Origin of the sequence: Escherichia sp. E1V33, assembly GCF_004211955.1 — a bacterium.
In the GTDB taxonomy this organism is placed as follows: domain Bacteria; phylum Pseudomonadota; class Gammaproteobacteria; order Enterobacterales; family Enterobacteriaceae; genus Escherichia.
Map to the genome: position 1 here is coordinate 61,809 of NZ_RHJI01000010.1, position 25,861 is coordinate 87,669.

Consider the following 25,861-nt stretch of genomic DNA (forward strand, 5'->3'; position numbering starts at 1 on the left):
CGTCAATTAATCAGAGCAACGGTAAATCAATGAAAGTGTAAAAAACACTTTTTCGCCAATTATGGAGAAAAAAAGAAAAATTGAAGGAAATTGATGAATAAATATTACAACACAATGATTTTGCAGAAATTATGAAGGACTATACCTGAGAAATGGCGATAAATAAAGCAAACAACCAGGATTAATCCGTATTATTCCGAAAGCTGTTATTAAATACCCGCAGAAACCTTTCTGCGGGCAAGTGCTAGGTTATTTTTTCCAGCATTAATCCCGCGCGTAATCCTAACGCCACCAATGGATTGGGGAATAACACATATTCAATCTCATGAGTCACGGTAAAACGTTCCTCACCATCCTGCGCCAATAACGTCCCTTTCTTAAATGGCGTGAAATTCAGCGTCTCGCTCGCCATATGCAATTCGAAGGCAGCAGAATGACGGGTAATCTGCGAAACCACCCGGTAACGCAGGGGCTGTTTTCTCTCGATACCGACACTCGCCCCCGCTAACAGCGCAGCGATTGCATTGGTGGTTGGCACAAACTGACGAAGCTCGTTTTGCCCAAACGGCAGTGCTTTGCCTAGCTCCAGCGTACACGCCAGTGCGCCAAAATGTTTGCAGCTGAAATGGCTAAACGTGCCGCCTGGCGTCTGATGAAACACCAATGCCTCCAGCCCTGCCGTGCCCAGCCATGTCAGAAAACTTTCGTCCCAGGGAATTTCTCGTTGCGGTAAAACGCCAAACCGCTGGTGGTACGAACCGCGGATGGCAGTATGCAGATCAAGGTGCCAGCGAACAGACTCTTTGCCCTGCTGATAAAAATCTTCCAGGCACTGTTCCAGCTCGCGGGCGCGGCAGGTTTCGCCGCTTTCAGCAAATTGCTGCCAGCGTCCACCGAACATTCGGTTCATATCGCTATGGCAATAGCGCTTTCCTTGCTTCAGCGCAGAGGGATTTCCAAGGATTGCCAACAGGCGCCAACGTAACTTAATTTCACCGTGATAAATTGCGCCAAGTAAGGCGTCCAGCATTTCTACAGGTGCTGTTTCATTTCCGTGGATCCCCGCCGAAATTACCAACGCGCCTTGCGGTGGGGTTAATGGCGTCAGTTCCAGCACGCCATCCCCCAACCAGCGCCAGCGAATACCGTTGATTTCTCTCTCGGTGATGGCAGGTTTTTTACCCTCTAATGTCAGGGTGAGAAAATTATCCATTACCTCCTCCCTCGCGCTGGAACGGGTAAACCGAACCAAGATTCAGTAATTGAGTCAACACATCCAGCGCTTCCCGCCCTTCGCGCAGCAATTGCGGGTCGGCCAGATCGGCAGCAGTAAGACGATCGCGGTAGTAACGATCCACCCAGTCATTAAGCGCATTAAACAGCGTATCATTCATCATCACCGCCGGATTGACCGCCTGCCGCTCTTCTGCCGTCAGCACCACCCGTAAACGCAGGCACGCCGGGCCTCCGCCGTTCGCCATGCTTTCGCGTAAATCAAAAAATTTTAGTGAGCTTATCGGGTTATCCGCAGCAAGGAGTTCATTGAGATAACGCCATACTCCGGCGTGTTCCCGACACTCCTGGGGCAGCACCAGCATCATCGAACCATCATCGCGACCTAACAACTGGCTGTTAAACAGATAGGTCGAGACAGCATCCGGAACGGAAACCTGCGACGCCGGGACTTCTATCGCCATAAAGCCGTTGACCCGCGAACGCAGGTTTGCCAGTAATTGCGCCTGGCGAGCAAATGCCTGCTGATGGCAAAACAGTACCTGGCGGTTGCTCACGGCAATCACGTCATTATGAAAAACGCCCTGGTCGATAACGTCCGGGTTTTGCTGGGCGAAAATCACCTGCTGTGGATTAACCTGATTCAGCCTTGCTACTGCCTCACTGGCTTCGCGGGTCTGCCGCGCCGGATAGCGGGAAGGCCGCGTACCGTTACCCTCTTCTCGCCCGTAAACAAAAATCTGCATACCGGGTTCGCCGTAATGACCGCCGAGTCGATTGTGGTTTGCCGCCCCTTCGTCACCGAGCAACGCAACCTGTGGCAACGCTGAATGGATGGTGAATTTCTCTTTATCGTTAAAAATGGCGTTTAACAGCGATTCGGTAATCGGCGCTTCCAGCGAACGGTGAAATTTATTGTTCAGGTTGGCGACCGTGAAATGCACTTTGCCATCCAGCGTATCGGCGGATGGCGCGACCGTGGCCGCATTGGCTACCCACATTGGCGAAGCTGAACTGACGCTGGAAAGCCAGTGCGGTGCCTGGCGGGCAACCTTTTCCAGCACTTGTTCATCGCTGCCGCTGAATCCCAGTTGACGCAAAACCGGAATAAACGGACGCTCGTGCGGCGGGATAACCGCCTGGGGAAATCCCGCATCGGCAAGGGCTTTCATTTTCAGTAAGCCCTGCTTCGCCGCCAGTCGTGGATTCGATACCTGAAAACGATGACTGGTGGAGGCTTCATTACCAAACGACAGGCCAGCGTAATGGTGCGTCAGCCCTACCAGTCCATCGAAATTGACTTCCCAGGCGTTCATCACACCACCTCCTCGGAGAAATCCAGCCCGGGGTTAAGCGTCGCAGGCAACGTTAACGAGTCTGACTCCAGGCTAGCCATCGGCCAGGCACAATAATCCGCCGCATACCAGGCGCTGGGGCGATGGTTACCGGAAGCGCCAACGCCGCCGAATGGCGCGGTACTGGCGGCTCCGGTAAGCGGTTTGTTCCAGTTAACAATCCCTGCCCGCGCTTCCAGTAATAGTTGCTCGAACTTTTCTCGTTTTGGGGAAACCAGTCCACAAGAGAGGCCAAAACGGGTGTTATTTGCCATCTTTATCGCGCCATCAAAGGTGTCATAACGCCATACGCGAAGTAGCGGCCCAAACACTTCTTCATCCTGCACGCCTGAAACGCCCGTCATTTCAACGATCCCCGGCGTCAGCAGCGATGTTCCCGCTTGTAGCAAACGTGGTGCAAGCAGCGTTTGCCCGCCCAATGCTTCCAGTTCCTGCCAGGCAGTAACCACCTGCTGTGCGGCCTGTTCAGAAATCAGCCCGCCAATAAACGGCTGAGGCTCGTCATCCCAGTTCCCCGGCGTTAACCGCTGGCTGACAGCAACCAGGCGAGCAAGAAACGCATCGCCCTGCGCCCCGCTTTTCACCAATAAACGGCGGGCGCAGGTACAGCGTTGCCCGGCAGTGACAAATGCCGACTGGATAGTCAAATGGACAGCGGCGTCGATATCCACCACGTCATCAATAATCAGCGGGTTATTGCCGCCCATTTCGAGGGCGAGTATTTTTTCCGGCTGACCGGAAAGCTGGCGATGTAACTGGTAGCCAGTATTGGCGCTACCGGTAAACAGCAAACCGTCGAGATCCTCCAGTGCACTGAGTGCCTGACCGGTTTCGCGCCCGCCCTGGACCAGGTTCAGCACGCCCGACGGCAAGCCAGCCTGCTGCCATAAACGCATGACTGCCTCGCCGCTCCAGGGTGTCAGTTCGCTGGGTTTAAAGATTACCGTGTTGCCAGCCAGCAGCGCCGGAACGATATGCCCGTTAGGCAGATGACCGGGGAAATTGTACGGTCCAAACACCGCTAGCACGCCGTGTGGACGATGGCGCAAACTCGCCGCTCCATCCGGCATTTCACTGCGCTGCTCTCCTGTGCGAACGTGATAAGCCTTGATAGATATAGCGATCTTATTGATCATCGCCGTCACTTCGGTTGCTGCTTCCCAGCGCGGCTTGCCGGTTTCTCTGGCAATAATCGCCGTTAATTCGGCTTTGTTGCTTTCCAGCAGTGCGGCAAATCGTTCAACTCTTACCTGACGATCGCCAAAGGAGAGCCGCGCCCAGCGCGGAAACGCCGCACGAGCAGCCCGACAAGCTAACTCTACCTGAGCAGCCTCAGCATCATTGCCCTGCCATAACACTTCGCCAGTTACCGGATTACGCTTCACGCGCAGTGCGCCCTGACCCGTCACCCAGTCACCGTTAATCCATAAAGTCATGCGGTTTTCTCCTCTGCGCACAGGCGCACCAGACGAACGCGATCCCCGGCGTGGCATTTAAGGGCATCCAGTTGTGCGGCGGTTAAAATCAAACGCTCGGTCGCCGGATCGGCACGCACCAGCAACACGCGGAAATGGTGATAATTTTCATTGGCAACCAGGCAGGCCGGAAAATCGCCCTGTGCAGGTTGTCCTTCGCACACTTCCACCCGCCGACTTTTGCGGATGGCACGAACGCGGTCAATGTCACACTCCAGCGTCGGCCCGCCGTCGAAGATGTCGATATAGTTGCGGTAGCGAAAGCCCTCTTTTTCCAACACTGCCCGCGCGGGCGCAGTTTGCGGATGTACCTGACCAATAACGTCCTGCGCTTCCTGAGATAAAAAGTGGGTATAAATAGGATGTTTTGGCATCAGTTCTGCGATAAACGCCTTTTGCCCGGTGCCGCAGAGAAAATCGGCGCGGCTAAAATCCATCGAAAAGAAACGCTTGCCGAGGCTTTGCCAGAACGGTGAATAGCCGTGTTCGTCAATCACCCCGCGCATTTCGGCGACCACTTTGTCGTTAAATTTGTCGCGAAAGGCCGCCATAAACATAAAGCGCGATTTCGACAACAAATAGCCGTTGCCCTCTTTGCGCCAGTCCGGGTCGAGAAACAATGTGCACAGCTCGCTGCTGCCGGTGTGATCGTTACTGAGAAATAGTGTCGGCAATGCGTTATAGACATTCAGCTCTTTTGAAGCGTGGACCAGTGTGCCGACGCGATAGTTATACCAGGGATCGTTCAATCCAACCGCCACCTCAATGGCGCAAATACCCGCCACGGTGCCTGTCTCGCTGTCTTCGAGCACGAACACATAGCCCTGCTCGCTTTTGGGCAGTTCGCCCTGCCAGGTTTTGATTGCCCTTTCGATACGCGCCGAAAGCGTGGCTTCATTGGCGGGAAGCGACGTCAGGCCGCCGCCCGTTTTGCTGGCAAGCTGCATTAACGCAGCGACATCGGTGCGTTCAACGGGACGGATAACCATCATGATGAACCTCCGCTCACAAAGCGTTCACAGGCCACAGCAAAACGATCCAGGCCAGTAGTGACCTCTTCTTCGCTGACATTTAGTGCCGGCGCAAAACGCACCACATTACCGCCAGCAATCAGCACCATCACACCTGCTTTCGCCGCTTCCTGAGAGATCTGTTTCGCTTTCCCGGCGTAATCGGCATTCAGTACACAGCCAATCAAAAGACCTAGGCCGCGAACTTCACTGAACAAACCGTAGCGGTGATTAATGGTATTAAGACGCTCAACAAACCAGTCGTGACGCTGCTTAACACCGTTAAGCATCTCTGGCGTGTTGATAAGTTCCAGCACTTTGCCTGCCACCGCCGAGGCCAGCGGATTGCCGCCATAGGTGGTGCCATGAGTGCCAACAGTCATCACGCTGGCGCACTCTTCGGTTGCCAACAAGGCACCGACCGGGAAACCGCCGCCCAGCGCTTTGGCGGTAGTTAACAGATCGGGCGTCACGCCGTAGTGCATATAGGCATACAGTTCCCCTGTGCGCCCAACGCCAGTTTGTACTTCATCAAAAATCAGCAATGCATTGTGGCGATCACACAATTCACGCAGACCTTGTAAAAACGCGTTGCTGGCTGGCACCACACCGCCTTCACCCTGGATGGGCTCGACAATCACCGCACAGGTAGCGTCGTCAATCAGCGCACTGGCAGAATTGAGATCGTTATACGCAGCATGACGGATATCCGGTGGCAGTGGTGCAAAATCCTGCGAATAGGCTGGCTGCCCGCCCGCACTAACGGTGAATAACGTGCGCCCGTGAAACGCATTTTTGAACGCCACAATGCCGCTCTTATGGCTGCCGTAGCGGTCGTGGGCGAATTTACGCGCCAGTTTCAGTGCCGCTTCGTTAGCCTCCGCGCCGGAGTTACAAAAGAACACCCGGTCCGCAAAGGTCGCATCAATGAGCTTTTTCGCCAGCCGCAGTACAGGTTCATTGGTGTAACCGTTACCGGTATGCCAGAACTTACTCGCCTGTTCGTTCAGCGCCTCGCGCAGTTCGGGATGCGCATGGCCCAGCGCATTCACCGCAATGCCACCTGCGAAGTCGATATACTCTTTCCCCTGCTGATCCCACAAGCGCGAACCTTCGCCACGTACCGGAATGAACTGTGCCGGAGCGTAAACAGGTATCATCCATTCATCAAAGTTTTCACGCGTAATTGGCTGAGACATAGCGACCCCCACAGTAAATAAATGGTTATTTATATGTTAATAATAAGTAATGTTTGCGCTGTAAATGTAGATTGCAGGGTTCGTGCCAGCCAGTGATAAAAGTGCATAAACGGCGGTGGTTAACTGAAAATCAAGGAGTTACAACCGAATGATATGCACTGAAAGTGCATATAAAGTGAATACGTTTGCGATGCGGATGAATAAAAAGAATAAAAAACGCAATGTTATGCAAAAGTAAAATATAATTCTGGAATTGTGATCATTGACGAAATTTACTGGAAATTACTGCACCATTCTGACGCCACTCGCACCATAAGCGGGCATTTTCTGCGCCATCGTTGACATCATTAACAACCATCGATCAAATCACTTAACAACAGGCAGTAAGTCAGACGAATTTCTGCTAACATCCACGCACTCATTATCAGAATAAATGGCAGCGACTATGAAATTTGTCTCTTTTAATATCAACGGCCTGCGCGCCAGACCACACCAGCTTGAAGCTATCGTCGACAAGCACCAGCCTGATGTGATTGGCCTGCAGGAGACAAAAGTTCATGATGATATGTTTCCGCTCGAAGATGTGGCAAAGCTCGGTTACAACGTGTTTTATCACGGGCAGAAAGGCCATTACGGCGTGGCGCTGTTGACCAAAGAGACGCCGATTGCCGTGCGTCGCGGCTTCCCGGGCGACGGCGAAGAGGCACAACGGCGGATAATTATGGCGGAAATTCCTTCGCCGCTGGGTAATGTTACCGTGATCAACGGCTACTTCCCGCAGGGTGAAAGCCGCGACCACCCCATAAAATTCCCGGCTAAAGCGCAGTTTTACCAGAACCTGCAAAACTACCTGGAAACCGAACTCAAACGTGATAATCCAGTGCTAATTATGGGCGATATGAATATCAGCCCCACCGACCTGGATATCGGCATTGGCGAAGAGAACCGCAAACGCTGGCTGCGTACCGGAAAATGTTCTTTCCTGCCGGAAGAACGCGAATGGATGGACAGATTGATTAGCTGGGGGTTGGTCGATACCTTCCGCCATGCGAATCCGCAAACAGCAGATCGTTTCTCATGGTTTGATTACCGCTCAAAAGGTTTTGACGATAACCGTGGTCTACGTATCGACCTACTGCTTGCCAGCCAGCCACTGGCCGAATGCTGCGTAGAGACCGGCATCGACTATGAAATCCGCAGTATGGAAAAACCGTCAGATCACGCACCTGTCTGGGCTACCTTCCGCCGCTAATTTCTCCATTCTCCTGGCTCGCACTGGGTCAGGAGAATTAACCTTGAGAAAAATCAACAAACAGTCAGTAATAATTTGTTGCCCGCCGTCCTTTGTTATACCGTCACTGCGTTTTTTAGTTGTCTGACCACTTCTCTATTATCAAGTTTGATATAGGAAACTCCACGATGAACGCTGAGCGTAAATTTATTTTTGCCTGTCTGTTTTTTGCGCTGATAATTTACGCTATCCATACTTTCGGTTTATTCGATCTGCTCACCGATTTGCCCCACTTACAGACACTCATTCGCCAGAGCGGATTTTTCGGTTATAGCCTCTATATTCTGTTATTCATCATCGCCACCCTCTTTCTGCTACCGGGTAGCGTGCTGGTGATCGCCGGTGGAGTAGTTTTTGGTCCGCTCTTAGGGACACTACTATCATTAATTGCCGCTACGCTGGCCTCGTCGTGCTCATTCCTGCTGGCGCGCTTTCTGGGGCGTGATTTACTGCTGAAATACGTCGGCCATAGTCACACTTTTCAGGCCATTGAAAAAGGCATTACGCGTAACGGTATCGATTTCCTTATTCTGACCCGCTTAATCCCGCTGTTTCCTTACAACATTCAAAATTACGCTTACGGATTAACCGCCATCGCCTTCTGGCCTTATACCCTTATTTCAGCACTCACTACCCTGCCCGGCATTGTTATTTATACCGTGATGGCAAGCGATCTCGCCAATGAAGGCATTACGCTGCGCTTTATTTTACAACTCTGTCTGGCTGGCCTGGCGCTGTTTATTCTCGTCCAGCTCGCCAAACTCTACGCTCGTCACAAACATGTGGATCTGTCTGCTTCGCGCCACAGCCCACTCACTCACCCTAAAAATGAAGGATAGAACGATGTTGCAACATTATTCAGTGTCATGGAAAAAAGGACTGGCTGCACTGTGTTTACTGGCCGTTGCGGGGCTTAGTGGCTGCGATCAAAAAGAGAATACGGCGGCAAAAGTGGAATACGACGGGCTTTCGGATAGCCAGCCACTGCGTGTCGATGCCAATAACCATACGGTAACCATGCTGGTGCAAATTAATGGTCGTTTCCTCACCGACGATACCCGTCATGGCATTGTGTTTAAAGATGGTTCCAACGGACATAAATCGCTGTTTATGGGTTATGCCACGCCGAAAGCATTTTATGAAGCCCTGAAACAAGCCGGTGGTACGCCGGGCGAAAACATGACAATGGATAATAAAGAAACGACTCACGTCGCAGGCAGCAAACTGGATATTTCAGTTAGCTGGCAGGGAGTGGCAAAAGCGTATTCCTTCGATGACGTGATTGTCGATAGTAACGGTAAAAAACTGGATATGCGCTTCGGCGGTAACTTAGCGGCGGCGGAAGAGAAAAAAACGGGCTGCCTGGTATGTCTGGATAGCTGCCCAGTCGGTATCGTCAGCAATGCGACATACACTTATGGTGCAGTCGAAAAACGCAGCGAAGTGAAATTCAAAGGTAATGCGTCGGTTCTCCCGGCCGATAACACGCTGGCAACGGTTACCTTTAAAATCGCCGAATAACAACCTTGATTAAGGATGATGAAGATGCAACCGCGTAAAATCTGGTACTACCGTGCCACCATCATCATCCTGTTGTTCGCTACGCTGCTTGCATGGGCGCTGCTTCCGGGCGTCCATGATTTTATCAATCACAGCGTTGCGGCGTTTGCCGCTGTGGACCAACAGGGTATTGAACGTTTTATTCAGTCTTACGGCACGCAGGCGGCTGTCGTCTCATTCTTTTTGATGATTTTGCAGGCCATTGCCGCGCCGCTACCCGCATTCTTGATTACTTTTGCTAACGCATCACTTTTTGGCGCATTCTGGGGCGGCGTGCTGTCGTGGACCAGTTCTATGGCTGGCGCGGCGCTGTGCTTCTTTATCGCCAGAATAATGGGCCGTGAAGTGGTGGAAAAGTTAACAGGCAAAACGGTACTCGACAGCATGGACGGCTTTTTTACCCGCTACGGCAAACACACCATTCTGGTATGTCGGTTATTGCCTTTTGTCCCTTTCGATCCAATCAGCTATGCTGCCGGTTTGACTTCAATACGTTTTCGCCAGTTTTTTATCGCCACCGGGCTCGGTCAGTTACCGGCGACCATTGTCTATTCCTGGGCGGGTAGCATGTTAACGGGCGGTACATTCTGGTTTGTCACCGGACTGTTTATTCTGTTTGCCCTGACCGTGGTGATTTTTATGGCGAAAAAAATATGGCTTGAACGCCAGAAGAGGAATGCCTGATGGGGTTACCACCGCTTAGCAAAATTCCTTTAATTTTACGCCCGCAGGCGTGGCTGCATCGTCGTCATTACGGTGAAGTGCTAAGTCCAATTCGCTGGTGGGGGCGGATCCCGTTTATCTTTTATCTGGTGTCGATGTTTGTCGGTTGGCTGGAGCGCAAACGCTCACCGCTCGATCCAGTGGTGCGATCGCTTGTCAGCGCGCGTATTGCGCAAATGTGTCTGTGTGAGTTTTGCGTGGATATCACCAGTATGAAAGTCGCCGAGCGTACCGGCAGCACCGATAAATTGCTGGCAGTGGCTGACTGGCGACAAAGCCCGCTCTTCAGTGACGAAGAGCGGCTGGCGCTGGAATATGCCGAAGCCGCCAGCGTTACGCCGCCAACTGTGGATGATGCCCTGCGCACCCGACTGGCTACACATTTTGACGCTCAGGCGCTCACCGAGCTTACGGCTTTGATCGGCTTACAAAACCTGTCGGCTCGTTTTAATTCTGCCATGGACATTCCTGCCCAGGGGCTGTGCCGACTTCCTGAAAAACGTTCTTAAGGAGAGATGATGCGCCATTATGTGTGGTTGCTGGGAATGTTATCGCTGTTTTCTTTGACAACGCATGCCAGCGACTGGCAGGAAATTAAAAACGAAGCCAAAGGGGAAACCGTCTGGTTTAACGCCTGGGGCGGCGACACCGCGATTAACCGCTATCTCGACTGGGTTAGCGGTGAGATGAAAACGCATTACGATATAAACCTGAAGATCGTCCGACTGGCCGATGCCGCGGACGCGGTGAAACGCATTCAGACAGAAGCTACTGCTGGACGCAAAACGGGCGGCTCGGTGGATCTGTTATGGGTAAACGGCGAAAACTTCCGTACCTTAAAAGAGGCTAATTTACTGCAAACCGACTGGGCGGAAACGCTACCCAACTGGCGCTATGTCGACACGCAACAGCCTGTCAGAGAAGATTTTTCTGTACCGACGCAAGGCGCGGAATCGCCCTGGGGCGGCGCGCAATTAACGTTTATCGCCCGACGCGATCAGACGCCACAGCCACCGAAAACGCCACAATCCTTGCTGGAATTTGCCAAAGCCAACCCTGGTACGGTTACCTATCCGCGCCCACCGGACTTTACCGGCACGGCGTTTCTTGAACAGTTGCTGATTATGCTGACGCCCGATCCCGCAGCATTAAAAAAAGCGCCGGAAGATGCGACTTTCGCCCGTGTCACTGCGCCCTTGTGGCAATATCTTGATGCGCTGCATCCGTATTTGTGGCGCGAAGGAAAAGATTTCCCCCCCTCGCCCGCGCGAATGGATGCCCTGCTGAAATCCGGCACATTGCGCCTGTCGCTGACCTTTAATCCTGCTCATGCGCAGCAAAAAATAGCCAGCGGTGATTTGCCAGCCAGTAGTTACAGCTTTGGCTTTAGCGAGGGAATGATTGGCAACGTGCATTTCGTCACCATTCCTGCCAACGCTAATGCCAGTGCTGCGGCGAAGGTCGTCGCCAACTTCCTGTTGTCACCTGAAGCACAACTGCGTAAAGCAGACCCTGCTGTCTGGGGAGATCCTTCCGTTCTCGATCCGCAAAAACTGCCTGCCGGGCAACGTGAAACATTGCAATCAAGAATGCCGCAGGATCTGCCGCCGGTACTGGCTGAACCGCATGCTGGTTGGGTAAATGCGCTGGAACAAGAATGGCTACGCCGTTACGGTACGCATTAATTTTTCTGCTGTGGGCGATGGTGGCGGTGATTTACGCGCCGCTGATTCCATCTGCTTTTACGCTGATAACACCTGCTTTGTCGTTGACACACTGGCAGGCGTTATTTGCCGATCCACAATTACCGCAGGCATTACTGGCAACGCTGGTGTCGACAACCATCGCGGCGGTCGGGGCGTTGTTGATTGCCCTGTTGGTGATTGTGGCGCTGTGGCCTGGGCCGAAATGGCAGCGTATGTGCGCCCGTCTGCCGTGGCTGCTTGCCATTCCCCATGTGGCTTTTGCCACCAGCGCCCTTCTGCTCTTTGCTGACGGAGGGCTGCTTTATGACTATTTCCCGTATTTCACTCCGCCAATGGACAAATTGGGTATTGGGCTGGGCTTCACGCTGGCGGTGAAAGAAAGCGCATTTCTGCTGTGGATCTTAGCAGCGGTATTGAGTGAAAAACGGCTTTTACAGCAAGTCATCGTGCTGGATTCGCTGGGCTACAGCCGCTGGCAATGCCTGAACTGGCTGCTGTTGCCCTCCGTCGCGCCTGCGCTGGCAATGGCGATGCTGGCGATTGTTGCCTGGTCGCTGTCGGTCGTGGATGTGGCGATTATTCTTGGGCCAGGTAATCCACCGACGCTGGCAGTAATTAGCTGGCAGTGGTTAACTCAGGGCGACGCCGATCAACAAACGAAAGGCGCACTCGCCAGCCTGCTGCTGATGTTGTTACTCGCCGCCTACGTTTTGCTGGGCTATCTGCTATGGCGTAGCTGGCGGCGTACTATTCCCCGCGTAGATGGCGTTCGTAAGCCTGCCACGCCTTTATTGTCAGGCATTACGCTGGCGAGTTTTTTACCCTTGACCGGTGTGCTGTGTGTGGTTCTGCTGGCGATCCTCGCGGATCAGTCGACGATCAATAGTGAAGCGCTCATCAACAGCCTGACAATGGGGCTGGTGGCGACATTCATCGCTTTGCTCCTGTTACTGCTGTGGCTGGAATGGGGGCCACAGCGTCGCCAGTTGTGGCTATGGTTGCCCATTTTATTACCGGCACTGCAGCTGGTGGCGGGCCAGTACACGCTGGCGCTATGGCTGAACCTGGATGGGAGCTGGACGGCGGTGGTCTGGGGGCATCTGCTGTGGGTGATGCCGTGGATGCTGTTCATCCTGCAACCGGCCTGGCGGCGCATCGATTCACGATTAATATTGATTGCGCAAACGCTGGGTTGGTCACGGGCCAAAATCTACTTTTACGTGAAATGCCCGCTAATGCTGCGCCCTGCGCTGGTTGCCTTCGCTGTCGGATTTTCAGTGAGTATTGCGCAATATATGCCAACGCTGTGGCTGGGAACCGGACGTTTCCCGACGCTAACCACCGAAGCGGTGGCATTAAGCAGCGGCGGCAGCAACGGTATTCTCGCCGCCCAGGCTTTATGGCAACTGCTATTACCGCTTATTATTTTTGCCCTGACCGCCCTGCTTGCGAAATGGGTAGGTTTTATCAGACAAGGACTCCGCTAATGCTCTGCGTGAAAGATGTTTCGCTGCGTTTGCCTGATACCTGTTTACTGGAAGACGTTAACTTTACAGTCAATAAAGGTGACGTTGTCACGTTAATGGGGCCCTCAGGCTGTGGTAAGTCTTCTCTGTTTTCATGGATGATTGGTGCGCTGGCCGGGCAATTTTCTTGTACAGGCGAGCTATGGCTCAATGATCAACGTATCGATACCCTGCCCACAGCCCGGCGTCAGATTGGTATTCTTTTCCAGGATGCGCTGTTATTTGACCAGTTCAGCGTCGGACAAAATTTGCTTTTGGCGCTACCGGCGTCGCTCAAGGGGACGGCCAGGCGCAATGCCGTGAAAGACGCGCTTGAGCGAGCGGGACTGGCTGAAACTTATCACCAGGACCCTGCGACATTATCAGGCGGTCAGCGCGCACGCGTGGCCCTGCTGCGTGCCCTTCTCGCCCAGCCCAAGGCATTATTGCTTGATGAACCGTTCAGCCGTCTTGACGTGGCTCTGCGCGATAATTTTCGTCAGTGGGTATTCAATGAAGTTCGCGAACTGGCAATTCCCGTCGTTCAGGTAACGCACGATCTCCAGGATGTTCCTGCCGATAGTTCCGTTCTGGATATGACGCAGTGGTCAGAAAATTACAACAAACTGCGATAACGCAAAGTTTTTCCCAATGTGTCAGTTCAGAATGGCGCACTCAAAACTACAATGTCGGGATTTTCGATGAAACGTGTTTCTCAAATGACCGCGCTGGCAATGGCTTTAGGGCTGGCTTGCGCTTCTTCGTGGGCCGCTGAACTGGCGAAGCCTCTTACACTTGACCAGCTTCAACAACAAAATGGCAAAGCGATAGATACTCGCCCCAGCGCGTTTTATAACGGCTGGCCACAAACCTTAAATGGCCCTTCTGGCCATGAACCTGCCGCCTTAAACCTTTCTGCAAGCTGGCTCGACAAAATGAGCACCGAACAGCTCAACGAGTGGATCAAGCAACATAACCTGAAAGCCGATGCTCCGGTGGCGCTGTACGGTAATAACAAAGATGTCGATGCCGTTAAAACGCGACTACAAAAAGCAGGCTTTACGCATATCTCTATCTTGAGTGATGCGCTAAGCGAACCTTCCCGACTGCAAAAACTGCCTCACTTTGAACAACTGGTATATCCACAATGGCTGCATGACCTGCAACAAGGTAAAGAAGTTACGGCGAAGCCTGCAGTTAACTGGAAAGTGATCGAAGCAGCATGGGGCGCTCCGAAACTTTATCTTCTCAGCCATATTCCTGGCGCCGATTACATCAATACTAATGAAGTCGAGAGCGAACCACTGTGGAATAAAGTCTCTGACGAACAAATTAAAGCAATGCTGGCGAAGCACGGCATTCGTCATGACACCACGGTAATTCTGTATGGGCGTGACGTTTACGCCGCAGCGCGCGTGGCGCAAATTATGCTCTACGCTGGCGTGAAAGATGTGCGACTGCTGGATGGCGGCTGGCAAACCTGGTCCGACGCGGGCCTGCCCGTTGAGCGCGGGACTCCACCGAAAGTAAAACCGGAACCGGATTTCGGCGTGAAGATCCCGGCGCAACCGCAACTGATGCTGGATATGGAACAGGCGCGCGGGCTGCTGCATCGCCAGGATGCCTCGCTGGTCAGCGTACGTTCCTGGGCGGAATTTATCGGCACCACCAGCGGCTATGACTACATCAAGCCAAAAGGTGACATTCCGGGCGCACGTTGGGGCCATGCGGGCAGCGATTCAACGCATATGGAAGATTTCCATAACCCAGACGGCACTATGCGCACTGCGGATGACGTCGCGGCCATGTGGAAAGAATGGAACATCCTGCCGGAGCAACAAGTCTCGTTCTACTGCGGCACCGGCTGGCGCGCCTCAGAAACCTTTATGTATGCGCGCGCAATGGGCTGGAAAAATGTCTCCGTTTACGACGGCGGCTGGTATGAATGGAGCAGCGATCCGAAAAACCCCATAGCGACCGGTGATCGCGGTCCGGACAGTAGCAAATAACGATGCAATTACTGACGCTGGAGCGACTTCAGCGTCAGATACCCACTCCAAATCCGCGTAAATGTCGTCATCCAACAAAGCGCACCAAATATCCACGCAAACCACGGGAAATACGCCGGAAAGAGGCAACTTAATACAAACAGCAAAATCGTCTCGCTGCCTTCAGTCAACCCGCCCAGATAGTAAAACGATTTATGCGCATAACCGGGGTTTTCAATCTGATGTTTCGCCGCCAGCGCAGCAAATGCGAGAAAACTGCTTCCCGTGCCAATAAACGCAAATAGCAGCCAGCTGCCCGCCAGCGCATTTTGTTCCGGTGCGGCGAGAATAAACCCGAACGGCACCAGTGCGTAAAAAAGAAAATCCAACGAAATATCGAGAAAGCCCCCCGCGTCGGTGAGCCCTCGACGCCGCGCCAGTGCACCGTCCAGACCATCAAGCAACCTGTTTAGTAAAATGGCAATCAGCGCCGCCAGATACCATCCCAGTGCCAGAAACGGCAATGCCAACACGCCGATAGCAAACCCCACTAACGTTAAACCATCTGGCGTGATGCCAGGTTTATCCAGAACCCGCACGCACTGATGCATCAATGGTTTAATTCGGGGATGAAGATGGCGGTCTAACACGGGTACTCCTTAAGAAATAAAACCCTTCAGCTCGGGCAACACTGCGGATATTATGACATTTTTCCTGTATTCGACCGTGTGTAATTTATGAAAATGATTGATGTTGTTGCCGCCATTATCGAACGGGATGGCAAAATTTTAATCGCACAACGCCCTGCGCATAGCGATCAAGCGGGATTATGGGAATTTGCTGGCGGTAAAGTCGAACCAGGAGAAAGCCAGCCGCAGGCGCTGATACGCGAGCTGCGTGAAGAGCTCGATATCGAAGCCACGATCGGGAAATATGTTGCCAGCCACCAGCGGGAAGTTTCAGGGCGGATTATCAATCTTCATGCCTGGCACGTACCTGAGTTCCACGGTGCGTTACAGGCATATGCGCATCAGGCGCTTGTCTGGTGTGCACCAGAGGAGGCAATGCAATATCCGCTAGCCCCTGCTGACATTCCCCTTTTACAGGCATTTATGGCTTTACGCGCCGCCAGACCAACGGATTGGTGCTAATGGTTTTATCATCCCGCTGGCATTGCAACAGTATTCCCTCTGCTTTAATCACTGCCCCTTCGGAATAGTTTTGATCCTGATAAACGCAGCACTGGCTACAGGGCTGCGCCGACTGACCGCCAGAACTAAACACTTCCGGCGGCACATTCACTTCCACATCTGGACGATAATGCTGATTAGCCAGCGCAAAGAACGGGAATACCAACGCTACGGCGAACAATGCTCGACTCACTGGAAACTCCTTATATTTCGTTGCCTCTGTACTGATATCGGTAGGCTGACGGCAAAACTTAAGCGTCAGGTTGTCGGATGCGGCCTGAACGTCTTATCCGCCTGTCACTCTTGAGAGTGCATCCATTTTTGTAGGTCTGATAAGACACCCCAGACATTAGGTGACGTTTATAAATTCAACACATTATTAATTTGCTTTCCTGTGTCATTTTTTTCTTGCTTACCGTCACATTCTTGATGGTATAGTCGAAAACTGCAAAAACACCTAACACAAACAACATACGCACAATCGTCTTAATATATAAGGGTTTTATATCTATGGATCAGACATATTCTCTGGAGTCATTCCTCAACCATGTACAAAAGCGCGACCCGAATCAAACCGAGTTCGCGCAAGCCGTTCGCGAAGTAATGACCACTCTCTGGCCTTTTCTTGAACAAAATCCGAAATATCGCCAGATGTCGTTACTGGAACGCCTGGTTGAACCGGAGCGCGTGATCCAGTTTCGCGTGGTATGGGTTGACGATCGCAATCAGGTGCAGGTCAACCGTGCATGGCGCGTCCAGTTCAGTTCCGCCATAGGCCCGTACAAAGGCGGTATGCGTTTCCACCCGTCCGTAAACCTTTCCATTCTCAAATTCCTTGGCTTCGAACAAACCTTTAAAAATGCCCTGACTACCCTGCCGATGGGCGGTGGTAAAGGCGGCAGCGATTTCGATCCGAAAGGGAAAAGCGAAGGTGAAGTGATGCGTTTCTGCCAGGCGCTGATGACTGAACTGTATCGCCACCTGGGCGCGGATACCGACGTTCCAGCGGGCGATATCGGCGTTGGTGGTCGTGAAGTCGGCTTTATGGCGGGGATGATGAAAAAGCTCTCCAACAATACCGCCTGCGTCTTCACCGGTAAGGGGCTTTCTTTTGGCGGCAGTCTTATTCGCCCGGAAGCTACCGGCTACGGTCTGGTTTATTTCACAGAAGCGATGCTAAAACGCCACGGTATGGGCTTTGAAGGAATGCGCGTTTCCGTTTCTGGCTCCGGCAACGTGGCCCAGTACGCTATCGAAAAAGCGATGGAATTCGGTGCTCGGGTGATTACTGCGTCAGACTCCAGTGGCACTGTAGTTGACGAAAGCGGATTTACCAAAGAGAAACTGGCACGTCTTATCGAAATCAAAGCCAGCCGCGATGGTCGAGTGGCAGATTACGCCAAAGAATTTGGTCTGGTCTATCTCGAAGGGAAACAGCCGTGGTCTGTGCCGGTTGATATCGCCCTGCCTTGCGCCACCCAGAACGAACTGGATGTTGACGCTGCGCATCAGCTTATCGCCAACGGCGTTAAAGCGGTAGCCGAAGGGGCAAATATGCCGACCACCATCGAAGCGACTGAACTGTTCCAGCAGGCAGGCGTACTGTTTGCACCGGGCAAAGCGGCCAACGCTGGCGGTGTAGCAACATCGGGCCTGGAAATGGCGCAAAACGCTGCGCGCCTGGGCTGGAAAGCCGAGAAAGTTGACGCACGTTTGCATCACATCATGCTGGATATCCACCATGCCTGTGTTGAGCATGGTGGTGAAGGTGAGCAAACCAACTACGTGCAGGGCGCGAACATTGCCGGTTTTGTGAAGGTTGCCGATGCGATGCTGGCGCAGGGTGTGATTTAAGTCATTAGCGCCGCATCAGGCATCTGCCGGATGCGGCATGAACGCCTTATCCGGCTTACGAAAGGTGCTGTATCAGTGAATTGGGATTCAGGCCTTTATGTTATCACTCCATTGCCCGCGTCTTCTGATGGCGGGCTTTTTTTCGCGCTACGTTTGCGTGGAGCAGCCTTTTTCTTATCACCACTACCGCCACTGCCCGGAGCGACTATGCCGCGAAACTGTCGCACCGGCGTACGTTTCGCCTGGTCAATCAACTGATATAGCGTCCCCACCAGCGGCTGCATAAAGTCCTGGTAGCGACACTGCTTTTCGCTGATTTGCGTAAGCACCGATTCCCAGTGCGCGGTCATGTCCGGTCGCGTGGCCATTTCTGGCAGCGAATGAAATAACGCTTTTCCGGCGTCGGTGGAGTGAATATAGCGCCCTTTTTTGCTCAGGAAACCGCGCTTGAACAACAGTTCAATAATCCCGGCACGCGTTGCTTCAGTCCCCAGACCATCGGTCGCACGGAGGATCTTTTTCAGATCTTTGTCCTGCACAAAGCGAGCGATCCCGGTCATCGCCGAAAGCAGTGTTGCATCAGTGAAATGACGCGGCGGCTGCGTTTGCCGCTCTACCACTTCACCTTTTTCGCACAATAACTCATCGCCTTTCGCCACCACAGGCAGCGGCGTACCGTCGTTTTCTTCATCACGCTCTTTGCTGCCTAACAGCGTGCGCCAGCCTGCTTCAGCAAGAAAACGGGCTTTAGCGACAAATTTGCCTTTGGCTATTTCCAGCTCGATGACACACTTGCGGAACACTGCATCCGGGCAGAACTGCATCAGGTATTGCCGAGCAATCAGGTTATAGACCTTCGATTCGTTCTCCGTCAGATTGATGGCAGAACTACGCGCGGTCGGGATGATGGCGTGGTGAGCATCCACCTTTTTGTCATCCCAGCAGCGGTTGCGTAAATTCGGGTCAACCACCGGCTGCGGCAATAGCCCCGGAGCATGAACGCTGATGGCATTCATTACCGCATGACGTCCGGCAAAATGCTCCTCCGGTAGGTAGCGGCAGTCGGAACGTGGATAAGTGATCAGCTTGTGCGTTTCGTATAGCTTCTGGCAGATATCAAGCACGTTCTGCGCACTAAGCCCAAAACGTTTTGCGGCTTCAATCTGCAATGCGGAGAGCGAAAATGGCAGCGGCGCAGATTCTGATTCCCGTTTATCGTTATAGCTGGTGACGATCGCCGGTTGACCACTGATACGGTTAACCACATGCTCCGCCAGCGGGCGATGCAATAAGCGCCCTTCTTCATCCTGGTACGGCTCGCACGCTTCACTCGGCTGCCAGATGGCGGTAAATCGTTCATCGGCAGGCGTCACGATGTGCGCTTTGACTTCAAAGAAATCTTTCGCCACGAAGTTTTCTATTTCTTCGTCGCGCCGCACCACCAGCCCAAGTACGGGAGTCTGTACGCGTCCAACGGAAAGGACGCCCTGATAACCAGCATTGCGACCAAGAATGGTATACGCACGAGTCATATTGATACCGTACAGCCAGTCGGCACGCGCTCGCGCCAGTGCAGAAACGCACAGCGGTACAAACTCGCTGTTGGATCGAAGACGATCAATCGCCCGCTCAACCGCCTGCGGGTTCAGGTCGTTGATCAAGCAACGCTGAACTTGCTGGCGCTTTTCTGGTGCCAGTTGCAGGTAGTCCAGCACTTCATCCACCAGTAATTGCCCTTCACGATCCGGGTCACCAGCGTGGATCACTTCGCTGGCTTCATGCAGAAAACGTTTGATGACGTTAAGTTGTTTGGTTACGGAGGGACGCGGTTGCAGTTGCCACTTTTCCGGGACAATCGGCAAATCCGCCAGATTCCAGCGCGCATAGCGGCTGTCGTAGACGTCTGGCTGCGCCTGCTCAAGCAGGTGACCGATACACCAGGTCACCACCTGACCATTGCCGCACTCGATAAAGCCATCGCCTTTACGGTGCGGTTTGGGCAGGACATCAGCAATAGCGCGTGCCAGACTCGGTTTTTCGGCTATAAACAACCGCATTGAATTAACGGATCTCAACCATGGCACGACCGCCACGCGCTGGCACCAGCTCGCCAATCGCCGTCAGTTCAATGCCAGACTCGGCTGCGGTAGCTTTGACTTCATTTTCTGCTTCCGGCATAACCGCCAGCAGCAGGCCACCGGAAGTTTGCGGATCGCACAACAGATCCCGCACTTCACGCGGCATTTCGCCCATCAAATGACCGTAGCTGGCAAAGTTGCGTTCGGTGCCGCCCGGCACAGCGCCCAGCTTAATGTACTCTTCCACGCCCGGCAGTTTCGGGATCGCTTCATAGTCGACGCGAGCCTGCACGCCTGCCCCCTGGCACATTTCGCTCAAATGGCCCAGCAGACCAAAACCGGTGACGTCGGTCATCGCTTTTACGCCTTCAATGTTGGCAAATGACGCACCTGCGATATTCATCCTGCACATAACTTCCGTTGCCAGCCCCTGATGTTCTGGCTTGAGCAGTGATTTTTTCTCCGCCGTGGTGAGAACGCCAATCCCCAGCGGTTTGGTCAGGAACAGTTTACATCCGGCTTGTGCGGTGCTGTTTTTCTTCACTCGTTCAGTCGGTACGATCCCCGTCACCGCCAGACCAAAAATGGGTTCCGGCGCGTCGATGGAGTGACCGCCTGCCAGGGCAATCCCCGCCTGACGGCACGCATAGCGGCCACCTTCGGTCACTTCGCGGGCAATTTCCGGGGAAAGTTTGTTAATCGGCCAGCCGAGGATCGCAATGGCCATAATCGGTTTGCCACCCATCGCGAAGATATCGCTGATGGCATTAGTCGCGGCAATGCGGCCAAAATCGAAAGGATTATCTACGATCGGCATGAAGAAATCGGTGGTGCTGATGACACTGGTGCCATTGCCCAGATCGTATACTGCCGCATCGTCGCGGGTTTCGTTACCCACGAGCAAATTCGGATCTACAAACTTCGCCTGCTCGCTGTGCAGAATGGTTTCCAACACTTTTGGGGAAATTTTACAGCCGCAACCAGCTCCGTGGCTGTATTGGGTCAAACGAATCGAGTTCTCGCTCATGGACATCTCCTGTCAATGCAATCCGGGTATGGTAACCTTCATTCCGTGAAGTGATAAGTGAGAGTGTCTGAATTCCTGCGCCTTTGCTCATAATCCAGACAGTTTTGCGAAAATTATCAAAAATAAGTGACAAACGGCGCCGGATCCGGAACGTTAATCGACGTTGATGCTTTCAATTGCGGTGTGCCGAGATAAAGAAAGCCGACAATTTTATCCTGCTCCCGACAACCGAACGCCTCGCGCACCACCGGACTTTCGGTTAACCCACCACTACGCCAGATGCCGCCAAAGCCCTGGGCAACCGCCGCCATTTGCATCGCCATCACCGCGCAACCCGCTGACATCTCCTGTTCCCAACGCGGGACTTTATGATTTTCTTCACATTTCGCCACCACGGTGATGATAAGTGGCGCACGGAACGGGGCATTACGGGCTTTGTCGATAGCTTTATCATCGCTACCTGCGGCAATTGCGCCCTGTTGCAGAACGGCACTGAAACGTTCGCGCCCTTCCCCTTCAATCACAAAAAAATGCCACGGTTGCATAGACTTATGATCCGGCGCACGCATTCCGGCACGCAGGATATTTTGCAGTTGTTCGCCCGTCGGAGCAGGTTCAGCCAGACGAGAAGCGCTACGGCGGTTGATCAATAGTTCGAGTGCATCCATTTGATTAACTCCTGTCATGATGTTTATTCACAAAATTAACACGAGAGTGGATTTTGTTACAGCACAGTCCGCGATTCCTGCTGACAAGTGCCGGTTGGGTCATTACGATAACTACATCTATTGCACCTGTAACAGGTGTGACCTTTAGTCTGGGAGAATACATGCGAACCCTTTGGCGATTTATTGCCGGATTTTTTAAATGGACGTGGCGTCTGCTCAATTTTGTCCGTGAAATGGTACTTAACCTGTTCTTTATTTTCCTCGTGCTGGTTGGCGTGGGGATCTGGATGCAGGTCAGTAGTAGCGATACCAAAGAAACCGCCGGTCGTGGCGCATTACTGCTCGATATTTCCGGCGTGATCGTCGATAAGCCCGACAGTTCGCAGCGGTTTAGTAAGTTAAGCCGCCAACTGCTTGGCGCCAGTTCCGATCGTCTGCAGGAAAACTCGCTGTTTGATATCGTGAACACGATTCGTCAGGCTAAAGATGACCGGAACATCACCGGTATCGTGATGGATCTGAAAGACTTTGCAGGCGGTGACCAACCGTCTATGCAGTACATCGGCAAAGCCCTGAAAGAGTTTCGTGACAGCGGTAAACCGGTTTATGCCATTGGCGAGAACTACAGCCAGGGGCAATATTATCTCGCCAGTTTCGCCAACAAAATTTGGCTGTCTCCGCAAGGCGTGGTTGATCTGCACGGTTTTGCCACCAACGGCCTGTACTACAAATCATTGCTGGATAAGCTAAAAGTTTCTACACATGTGTTCCGCGTGGGGACTTATAAATCTGCCGTTGAGCCGTTTATTCGTGATGATATGTCCCCGGCAGCTCGCGAAGCCGATAGCCGTTGGATTGGCGAACTGTGGCAAAACTATCTCAATACCGTTGCCGCTAACCGCCAGATCCCTGCCCAGCAGGTATTCCCTGGGGCGCAAGGGCTACTGGCTGGCTTAACCAAAACGGGTGGCGATACTGCGAAGTACGCGCTGGAAAACAAACTGGTCGACGCGCTGGCAACGAATGCCGAAATTGAAAAAGCCCTGACCAAAGAGTTTGGCTGGAGCAAGGCTGATAAAAATTATCGCGCCATCAGTTATTACGATTACGCACTGAAAACTCCGGCAGATACCGGCGACAGCATCGGGGTCGTCTTCGCTAATGGCGCGATTATGGATGGCGAAGAAACTCAGGGGAATGTTGGTGGCGATACGACTGCGGCACAAATCCGTGACGCTCGCCTTGACCCGAAAGTGAAAGCGATTGTTCTGCGTGTTAATAGCCCAGGCGGCAGCGTTACAGCATCTGAAGTAATTCGCGCTGAACTGGCAGCAGCCCGGGCCGCGGGTAAGCCTGTGGTTGTATCGATGGGTGGCATGGCGGCATCTGGTGGTTACTGGATTTCTACGCCTGCTAATTACATTGTGGCTAACCCCAGCACCCTGACCGGTTCTATCGGTATCTTCGGCGTGATCACCACTGTAGAAAATAGTCTGGATTCGATTGGTGTACACACCGATGGCGTTTCAACTTCACCGCTGGCAGATGTTTCCATCACTAAGGCACTGCCACCAGAAGCGCAGCAGATGATGCAGTTGAGCATTGAGAACGGCTATAAACGCTTTATCACGCTGGTTGCTGATGCGCGTCATTCGACGCCGGAGCAGATTGATAAAATCGCCCAGGGCCATGTCTGGACCGGTCAGGATGCAAAAGCAAATGGGCTTGTCGATAGTCTCGGTGATTTCGATGATGCAGTTGCCAAAGCGGCTGAACTGGCAAAACTGAAACAATGGCATCTGGAATATTACGTCGATGAGCCGACCTTATTCGACAAGGTGATGGACAACATGTCAGGTTCTGTCCGGGCAATGTTGCCAGATGCGCTCCAGGCCATGCTGCCTGCGCCGCTGGCCTCGGTCGCTTCAACCGTTAAAAGCGAAAGCGACAAGCTGGCAGCCTTTAACGACCCGCAAAACCGTTACGCGTTTTGCCTGACCTGCGCCAACGTGCGTTAATTCCTGCAAATATGTGGCCGATATGCTGTCGGCCACACTCCTGAACCGGACTGTCTTTCACTCCCTCTCTCCACTACATTGCCTTGCTCATTTTGCACCTGATAAGGAGTCATCAGTGAATAAGGCACCTTCTTTAATTGCCGCTATCGTCCTCGGACTGGGGATCAGCGCCTGCGGATACTTCGTAGGTGATGGTGTTAAACATTTAAAAACCAATAACCGTTATGTGAACGTGCGGGGGCTTTCAGAAAAAGAAGTTCGCGCAGATACGGCTGAATTAACAATTGCTATCAACTTTAAGGGTAATGTTCCTGGCGAACTTTTCCCAAAACTTGAAGAAGCGCAGAAAAAGATTGTTGCCGAATTCCACGCCCAGGGAATTAACGACAAAGAGATAAACGTGGGTCAATGGACAAGTAAGCGAACGGATGCCTTTTACCTCAAAGATGATCCGACGATGCCACGTTATAACGCCGACGGGTCTGTTACGATAAAAACGCATAACGTTGCTGCCGTCGAAAAAGTCGTCGCTAAATTAAACGACCTACAAGTCGCCACAGATGGCGCTATCGCTGATAGCAAAATTGCCTATCGTTTTAATGGTATTGGCGCACTTCGCGCGGAGATGATTGCTGCCGCAACGAAGGACGCACGCAACGCAGCATTACAGTTTGCGACAGATTCAGGTAGTCAGGTGGGGTCCATTAGCGATGCGTCACAAGGCGTGTTCCAGATCTTCGCCAGTGGCAGTGACGAAGATGATCCCTCGGCGATTAACAAAACGGTGCGTGTAGTCACGACCGTAACCTATGAGTTGCAGGATTAATCACTTGTCCCCGGCGGGATGCCACTCCCTCTGTTCCGCCGGACTTTTCTCATATCCACAGAGTATCCAGGTGCGCTCGCGGCCCCTCACGTATATACTTTTGCTCTTTCGATATCATTTATATCAATATCATGCAAAAGAAATCAATTTACGTTGCCTACACGGGCGGGACCATCGGGATGCAGCGTTCCGAGCAGGGTTATATTCCGGTGTCAGGTCATCTACAACGCCAGCTGGCGCTGATGCCGGAATTCCATCGCCCGGAGATGCCGGATTTCACCATTCATGAATACACACCGCTGATGGATTCTTCAGATATGACGCCAGAGGACTGGCAGCATATTGCTGAAGATATTAAAGCACACTATGACGAGTACGATGGTTTTGTCATTCTGCACGGCACCGATACGATGGCGTATACCGCCTCTGCGCTGTCGTTCATGCTGGAGAATCTCGGTAAACCGGTTATTGTGACAGGGTCACAAATCCCATTGGCCGAGTTACGCTCTGACGGACAAATCAATTTGCTGAATGCGTTGTATGTTGCGGCGAATTATCCCATCAACGAAGTCACACTCTTTTTTAATAATCGCCTGTATCGCGGCAACCGCACCACCAAAGCCCATGCCGATGGTTTTGATGCCTTCGCGTCACCAAATCTTCCCCCGTTACTGGAAGCCGGTATCCATATTCGCCGTTTAAATACGCCCCCCGCCCCGCACGGCACAGGTGAGCTGATCGTTCATCGGATCACACCACAGCCGATCGGCGTAGTGACGATTTATCCGGGGATTTCTGCTGACGTCGTGCGCAACTTCTTGCGGCAACCGGTTAAGGCGTTGATTCTGCGCTCTTATGGCGTGGGTAATGCGCCGCAAAACAAAGCATTCCTGCAAGAATTACAAGAAGCCAGCGATCGCGGAATTGTGGTTGTTAACCTGACACAATGCATGTCCGGGAAAGTGAATATGGGCGGTTATGCCACCGGTAACGCCCTCGCCCATGCCGGCGTGATTGGCGGTGCGGATATGACCGTAGAAGCCACGCTAACCAAACTGCACTACCTGCTCAGCCAGGGACTGGATACCGAAACCATTCGCAAGGCTATGAGCCAAAACCTGCGCGGCGAACTGACGCCGGATGATTAAGGAGACT

24 protein-coding genes are annotated in these 25,861 nt (G+C 52.8%); 14 read left to right on the forward strand and 10 right to left on the reverse strand.

Annotation, left to right across the window (positions count from 1 at the left end):
* Positions 1-244: 244 nt before the first annotated feature.
* From astE to astC, 5 genes are read right to left on the reverse strand one after another with little or no spacing between them, the layout of a single operon-like run.
* The gene (astE, locus tag D9742_RS08385) at positions 245-1,213 is read right to left on the reverse strand and encodes a succinylglutamate desuccinylase (protein ID WP_130236592.1); all 969 of its coding nucleotides are present in this window, start codon (positions 1,211-1,213) and stop codon (positions 245-247) included.
* Positions 1,206-2,549: an N-succinylarginine dihydrolase gene (gene astB / locus D9742_RS08390; protein WP_130236983.1), complete on the reverse strand. Its 1,344-nt coding sequence runs from the start codon at positions 2,547-2,549 to the stop codon at positions 1,206-1,208. The genes astE and astB overlap by 8 nt, the downstream gene beginning before the upstream one ends.
* Positions 2,549-4,024, reverse strand: coding sequence for a succinylglutamate-semialdehyde dehydrogenase (gene astD, locus D9742_RS08395; RefSeq protein ID WP_130236593.1), 1,476 nt, complete (start codon positions 4,022-4,024; stop codon positions 2,549-2,551). Before astD ends, astB begins: the two co-directional genes overlap by 1 nt.
* Positions 4,021-5,055 carry an arginine N-succinyltransferase gene (astA, locus tag D9742_RS08400; RefSeq protein WP_130236594.1) on the reverse strand — a complete coding sequence of 345 codons (1,035 nt, stop codon included), beginning with the start codon at positions 5,053-5,055 and terminating at the stop codon, positions 4,021-4,023. Before astA ends, astD begins: the two co-directional genes overlap by 4 nt.
* The gene (gene astC / locus D9742_RS08405) at positions 5,052-6,272 is read right to left on the reverse strand and encodes a succinylornithine/acetylornithine transaminase (RefSeq protein WP_130236595.1); all 1,221 of its coding nucleotides are present in this window, start codon (positions 6,270-6,272) and stop codon (positions 5,052-5,054) included. Before astC ends, astA begins: the two co-directional genes overlap by 4 nt.
* 445 nt (positions 6,273-6,717) lie before the next feature.
* On the opposite strand from astC, the gene xthA reads away from it, so the two are divergent.
* From xthA to ynjE, 9 genes are all read left to right on the forward strand, one after another.
* Positions 6,718-7,524 (forward strand): exodeoxyribonuclease III, encoded by an 807-nt coding sequence (xthA, locus tag D9742_RS08410; protein WP_130218853.1) that lies wholly within the window; start codon positions 6,718-6,720, stop codon positions 7,522-7,524.
* A 167-nt stretch (positions 7,525-7,691) separates the two neighbouring features.
* Complete coding sequence (locus tag D9742_RS08415) at positions 7,692-8,402, forward strand: TVP38/TMEM64 family protein (protein ID WP_130236596.1); 711 nt, start codon at positions 7,692-7,694, stop codon at positions 8,400-8,402.
* 4 nt (positions 8,403-8,406) lie between these two features.
* Positions 8,407-9,084, forward strand: a complete 678-nt coding sequence (ydjY, locus tag D9742_RS08420) for a lipoprotein YdjY (protein WP_130236597.1) — start codon at positions 8,407-8,409, stop codon at positions 9,082-9,084.
* 15 nt (positions 9,085-9,099) lie between these two features.
* A complete protein-coding gene (locus D9742_RS08425; protein WP_130236598.1) occupies positions 9,100-9,807 on the forward strand; it encodes a TVP38/TMEM64 family protein in 708 nt (235 codons plus the stop codon).
* A complete protein-coding gene (locus D9742_RS08430) occupies positions 9,807-10,355 on the forward strand; it encodes a carboxymuconolactone decarboxylase family protein (RefSeq protein ID WP_032280997.1) in 549 nt (182 codons plus the stop codon). The genes D9742_RS08425 and D9742_RS08430 overlap by 1 nt, the downstream gene beginning before the upstream one ends.
* A 9-nt stretch (positions 10,356-10,364) precedes the next feature.
* Positions 10,365-11,531, forward strand: a complete 1,167-nt coding sequence (locus tag D9742_RS08435) for an ABC transporter substrate-binding protein (protein ID WP_130236984.1) — start codon at positions 10,365-10,367, stop codon at positions 11,529-11,531.
* A complete protein-coding gene (locus tag D9742_RS08440; RefSeq protein WP_130236599.1) occupies positions 11,504-13,039 on the forward strand; it encodes an ABC transporter permease in 1,536 nt (511 codons plus the stop codon). The genes D9742_RS08435 and D9742_RS08440 overlap by 28 nt, the downstream gene beginning before the upstream one ends.
* Positions 13,039-13,692, forward strand: a complete 654-nt coding sequence (locus tag D9742_RS08445) for an ATP-binding cassette domain-containing protein (RefSeq protein WP_130236600.1) — start codon at positions 13,039-13,041, stop codon at positions 13,690-13,692. The genes D9742_RS08440 and D9742_RS08445 overlap by 1 nt, the downstream gene beginning before the upstream one ends.
* A gap of 66 nt (positions 13,693-13,758) precedes the next feature.
* Positions 13,759-15,066, forward strand: coding sequence for a thiosulfate sulfurtransferase YnjE (gene ynjE / locus D9742_RS08450; RefSeq protein ID WP_130236601.1), 1,308 nt, complete (start codon positions 13,759-13,761; stop codon positions 15,064-15,066).
* A gap of 8 nt (positions 15,067-15,074) precedes the next feature.
* On the opposite strand, the gene D9742_RS08455 is transcribed toward ynjE, so the two are convergent.
* The gene (locus tag D9742_RS08455) at positions 15,075-15,695 is read right to left on the reverse strand and encodes a CDP-alcohol phosphatidyltransferase family protein (RefSeq protein ID WP_130236602.1); all 621 of its coding nucleotides are present in this window, start codon (positions 15,693-15,695) and stop codon (positions 15,075-15,077) included.
* An 87-nt stretch (positions 15,696-15,782) separates the two neighbouring features.
* Between D9742_RS08455 and D9742_RS08460 the strand changes: the two genes are divergently transcribed.
* Positions 15,783-16,196 (forward strand): pyrimidine (deoxy)nucleoside triphosphate diphosphatase, encoded by a 414-nt coding sequence (locus tag D9742_RS08460; protein ID WP_130236603.1) that lies wholly within the window; start codon positions 15,783-15,785, stop codon positions 16,194-16,196.
* Here the strand turns inward: D9742_RS08460 and D9742_RS08465 are convergent.
* Positions 16,156-16,428 (reverse strand): YnjH family protein, encoded by a 273-nt coding sequence (locus D9742_RS08465; protein WP_130236604.1) that lies wholly within the window; start codon positions 16,426-16,428, stop codon positions 16,156-16,158. The two genes, D9742_RS08460 and D9742_RS08465, sit on opposite strands and share 41 nt — an antisense overlap.
* Positions 16,429-16,745: 317 nt before the next feature.
* Between D9742_RS08465 and gdhA the strand changes: the two genes are divergently transcribed.
* Positions 16,746-18,089, forward strand: coding sequence for an NADP-specific glutamate dehydrogenase (gene gdhA, locus D9742_RS08470; protein ID WP_130236605.1), 1,344 nt, complete (start codon positions 16,746-16,748; stop codon positions 18,087-18,089).
* A 95-nt stretch (positions 18,090-18,184) separates the two neighbouring features.
* Here gdhA and topB read toward each other — a convergent pair whose 3' ends face one another.
* The 3 genes from topB to D9742_RS08485 form a co-directional block, all read right to left on the reverse strand.
* Positions 18,185-20,146 (reverse strand): DNA topoisomerase III, encoded by a 1,962-nt coding sequence (gene topB / locus D9742_RS08475; protein WP_130236606.1) that lies wholly within the window; start codon positions 20,144-20,146, stop codon positions 18,185-18,187.
* Between the two features lie 4 nt (positions 20,147-20,150).
* A complete protein-coding gene (selD, locus tag D9742_RS08480) occupies positions 20,151-21,194 on the reverse strand; it encodes a selenide, water dikinase SelD (RefSeq protein WP_130236607.1) in 1,044 nt (347 codons plus the stop codon).
* Between the two features lie 116 nt (positions 21,195-21,310).
* Complete coding sequence (locus D9742_RS08485) at positions 21,311-21,862, reverse strand: NAD(P)H nitroreductase (RefSeq protein WP_130236608.1); 552 nt, start codon at positions 21,860-21,862, stop codon at positions 21,311-21,313.
* A 161-nt stretch (positions 21,863-22,023) separates the two neighbouring features.
* On the opposite strand from D9742_RS08485, the gene sppA reads away from it, so the two are divergent.
* From sppA to ansA, 3 genes are all read left to right on the forward strand, one after another.
* On the forward strand, positions 22,024-23,880 hold the full coding sequence (sppA, locus tag D9742_RS08490; protein ID WP_130236609.1) for a signal peptide peptidase SppA: 1,857 nt from the start codon (positions 22,024-22,026) through the stop codon (positions 23,878-23,880).
* Positions 23,881-23,995: 115 nt separating this feature from the next.
* A complete protein-coding gene (locus D9742_RS08495; protein ID WP_130236610.1) occupies positions 23,996-24,706 on the forward strand; it encodes an SIMPL domain-containing protein in 711 nt (236 codons plus the stop codon).
* Between the two features lie 131 nt (positions 24,707-24,837).
* Entirely contained in the window at positions 24,838-25,854 is a 1,017-nt protein-coding gene (gene ansA / locus D9742_RS08500) for an asparaginase (protein WP_130236611.1), read from the forward strand.
* Positions 25,855-25,861 lie beyond the last annotated feature (7 nt).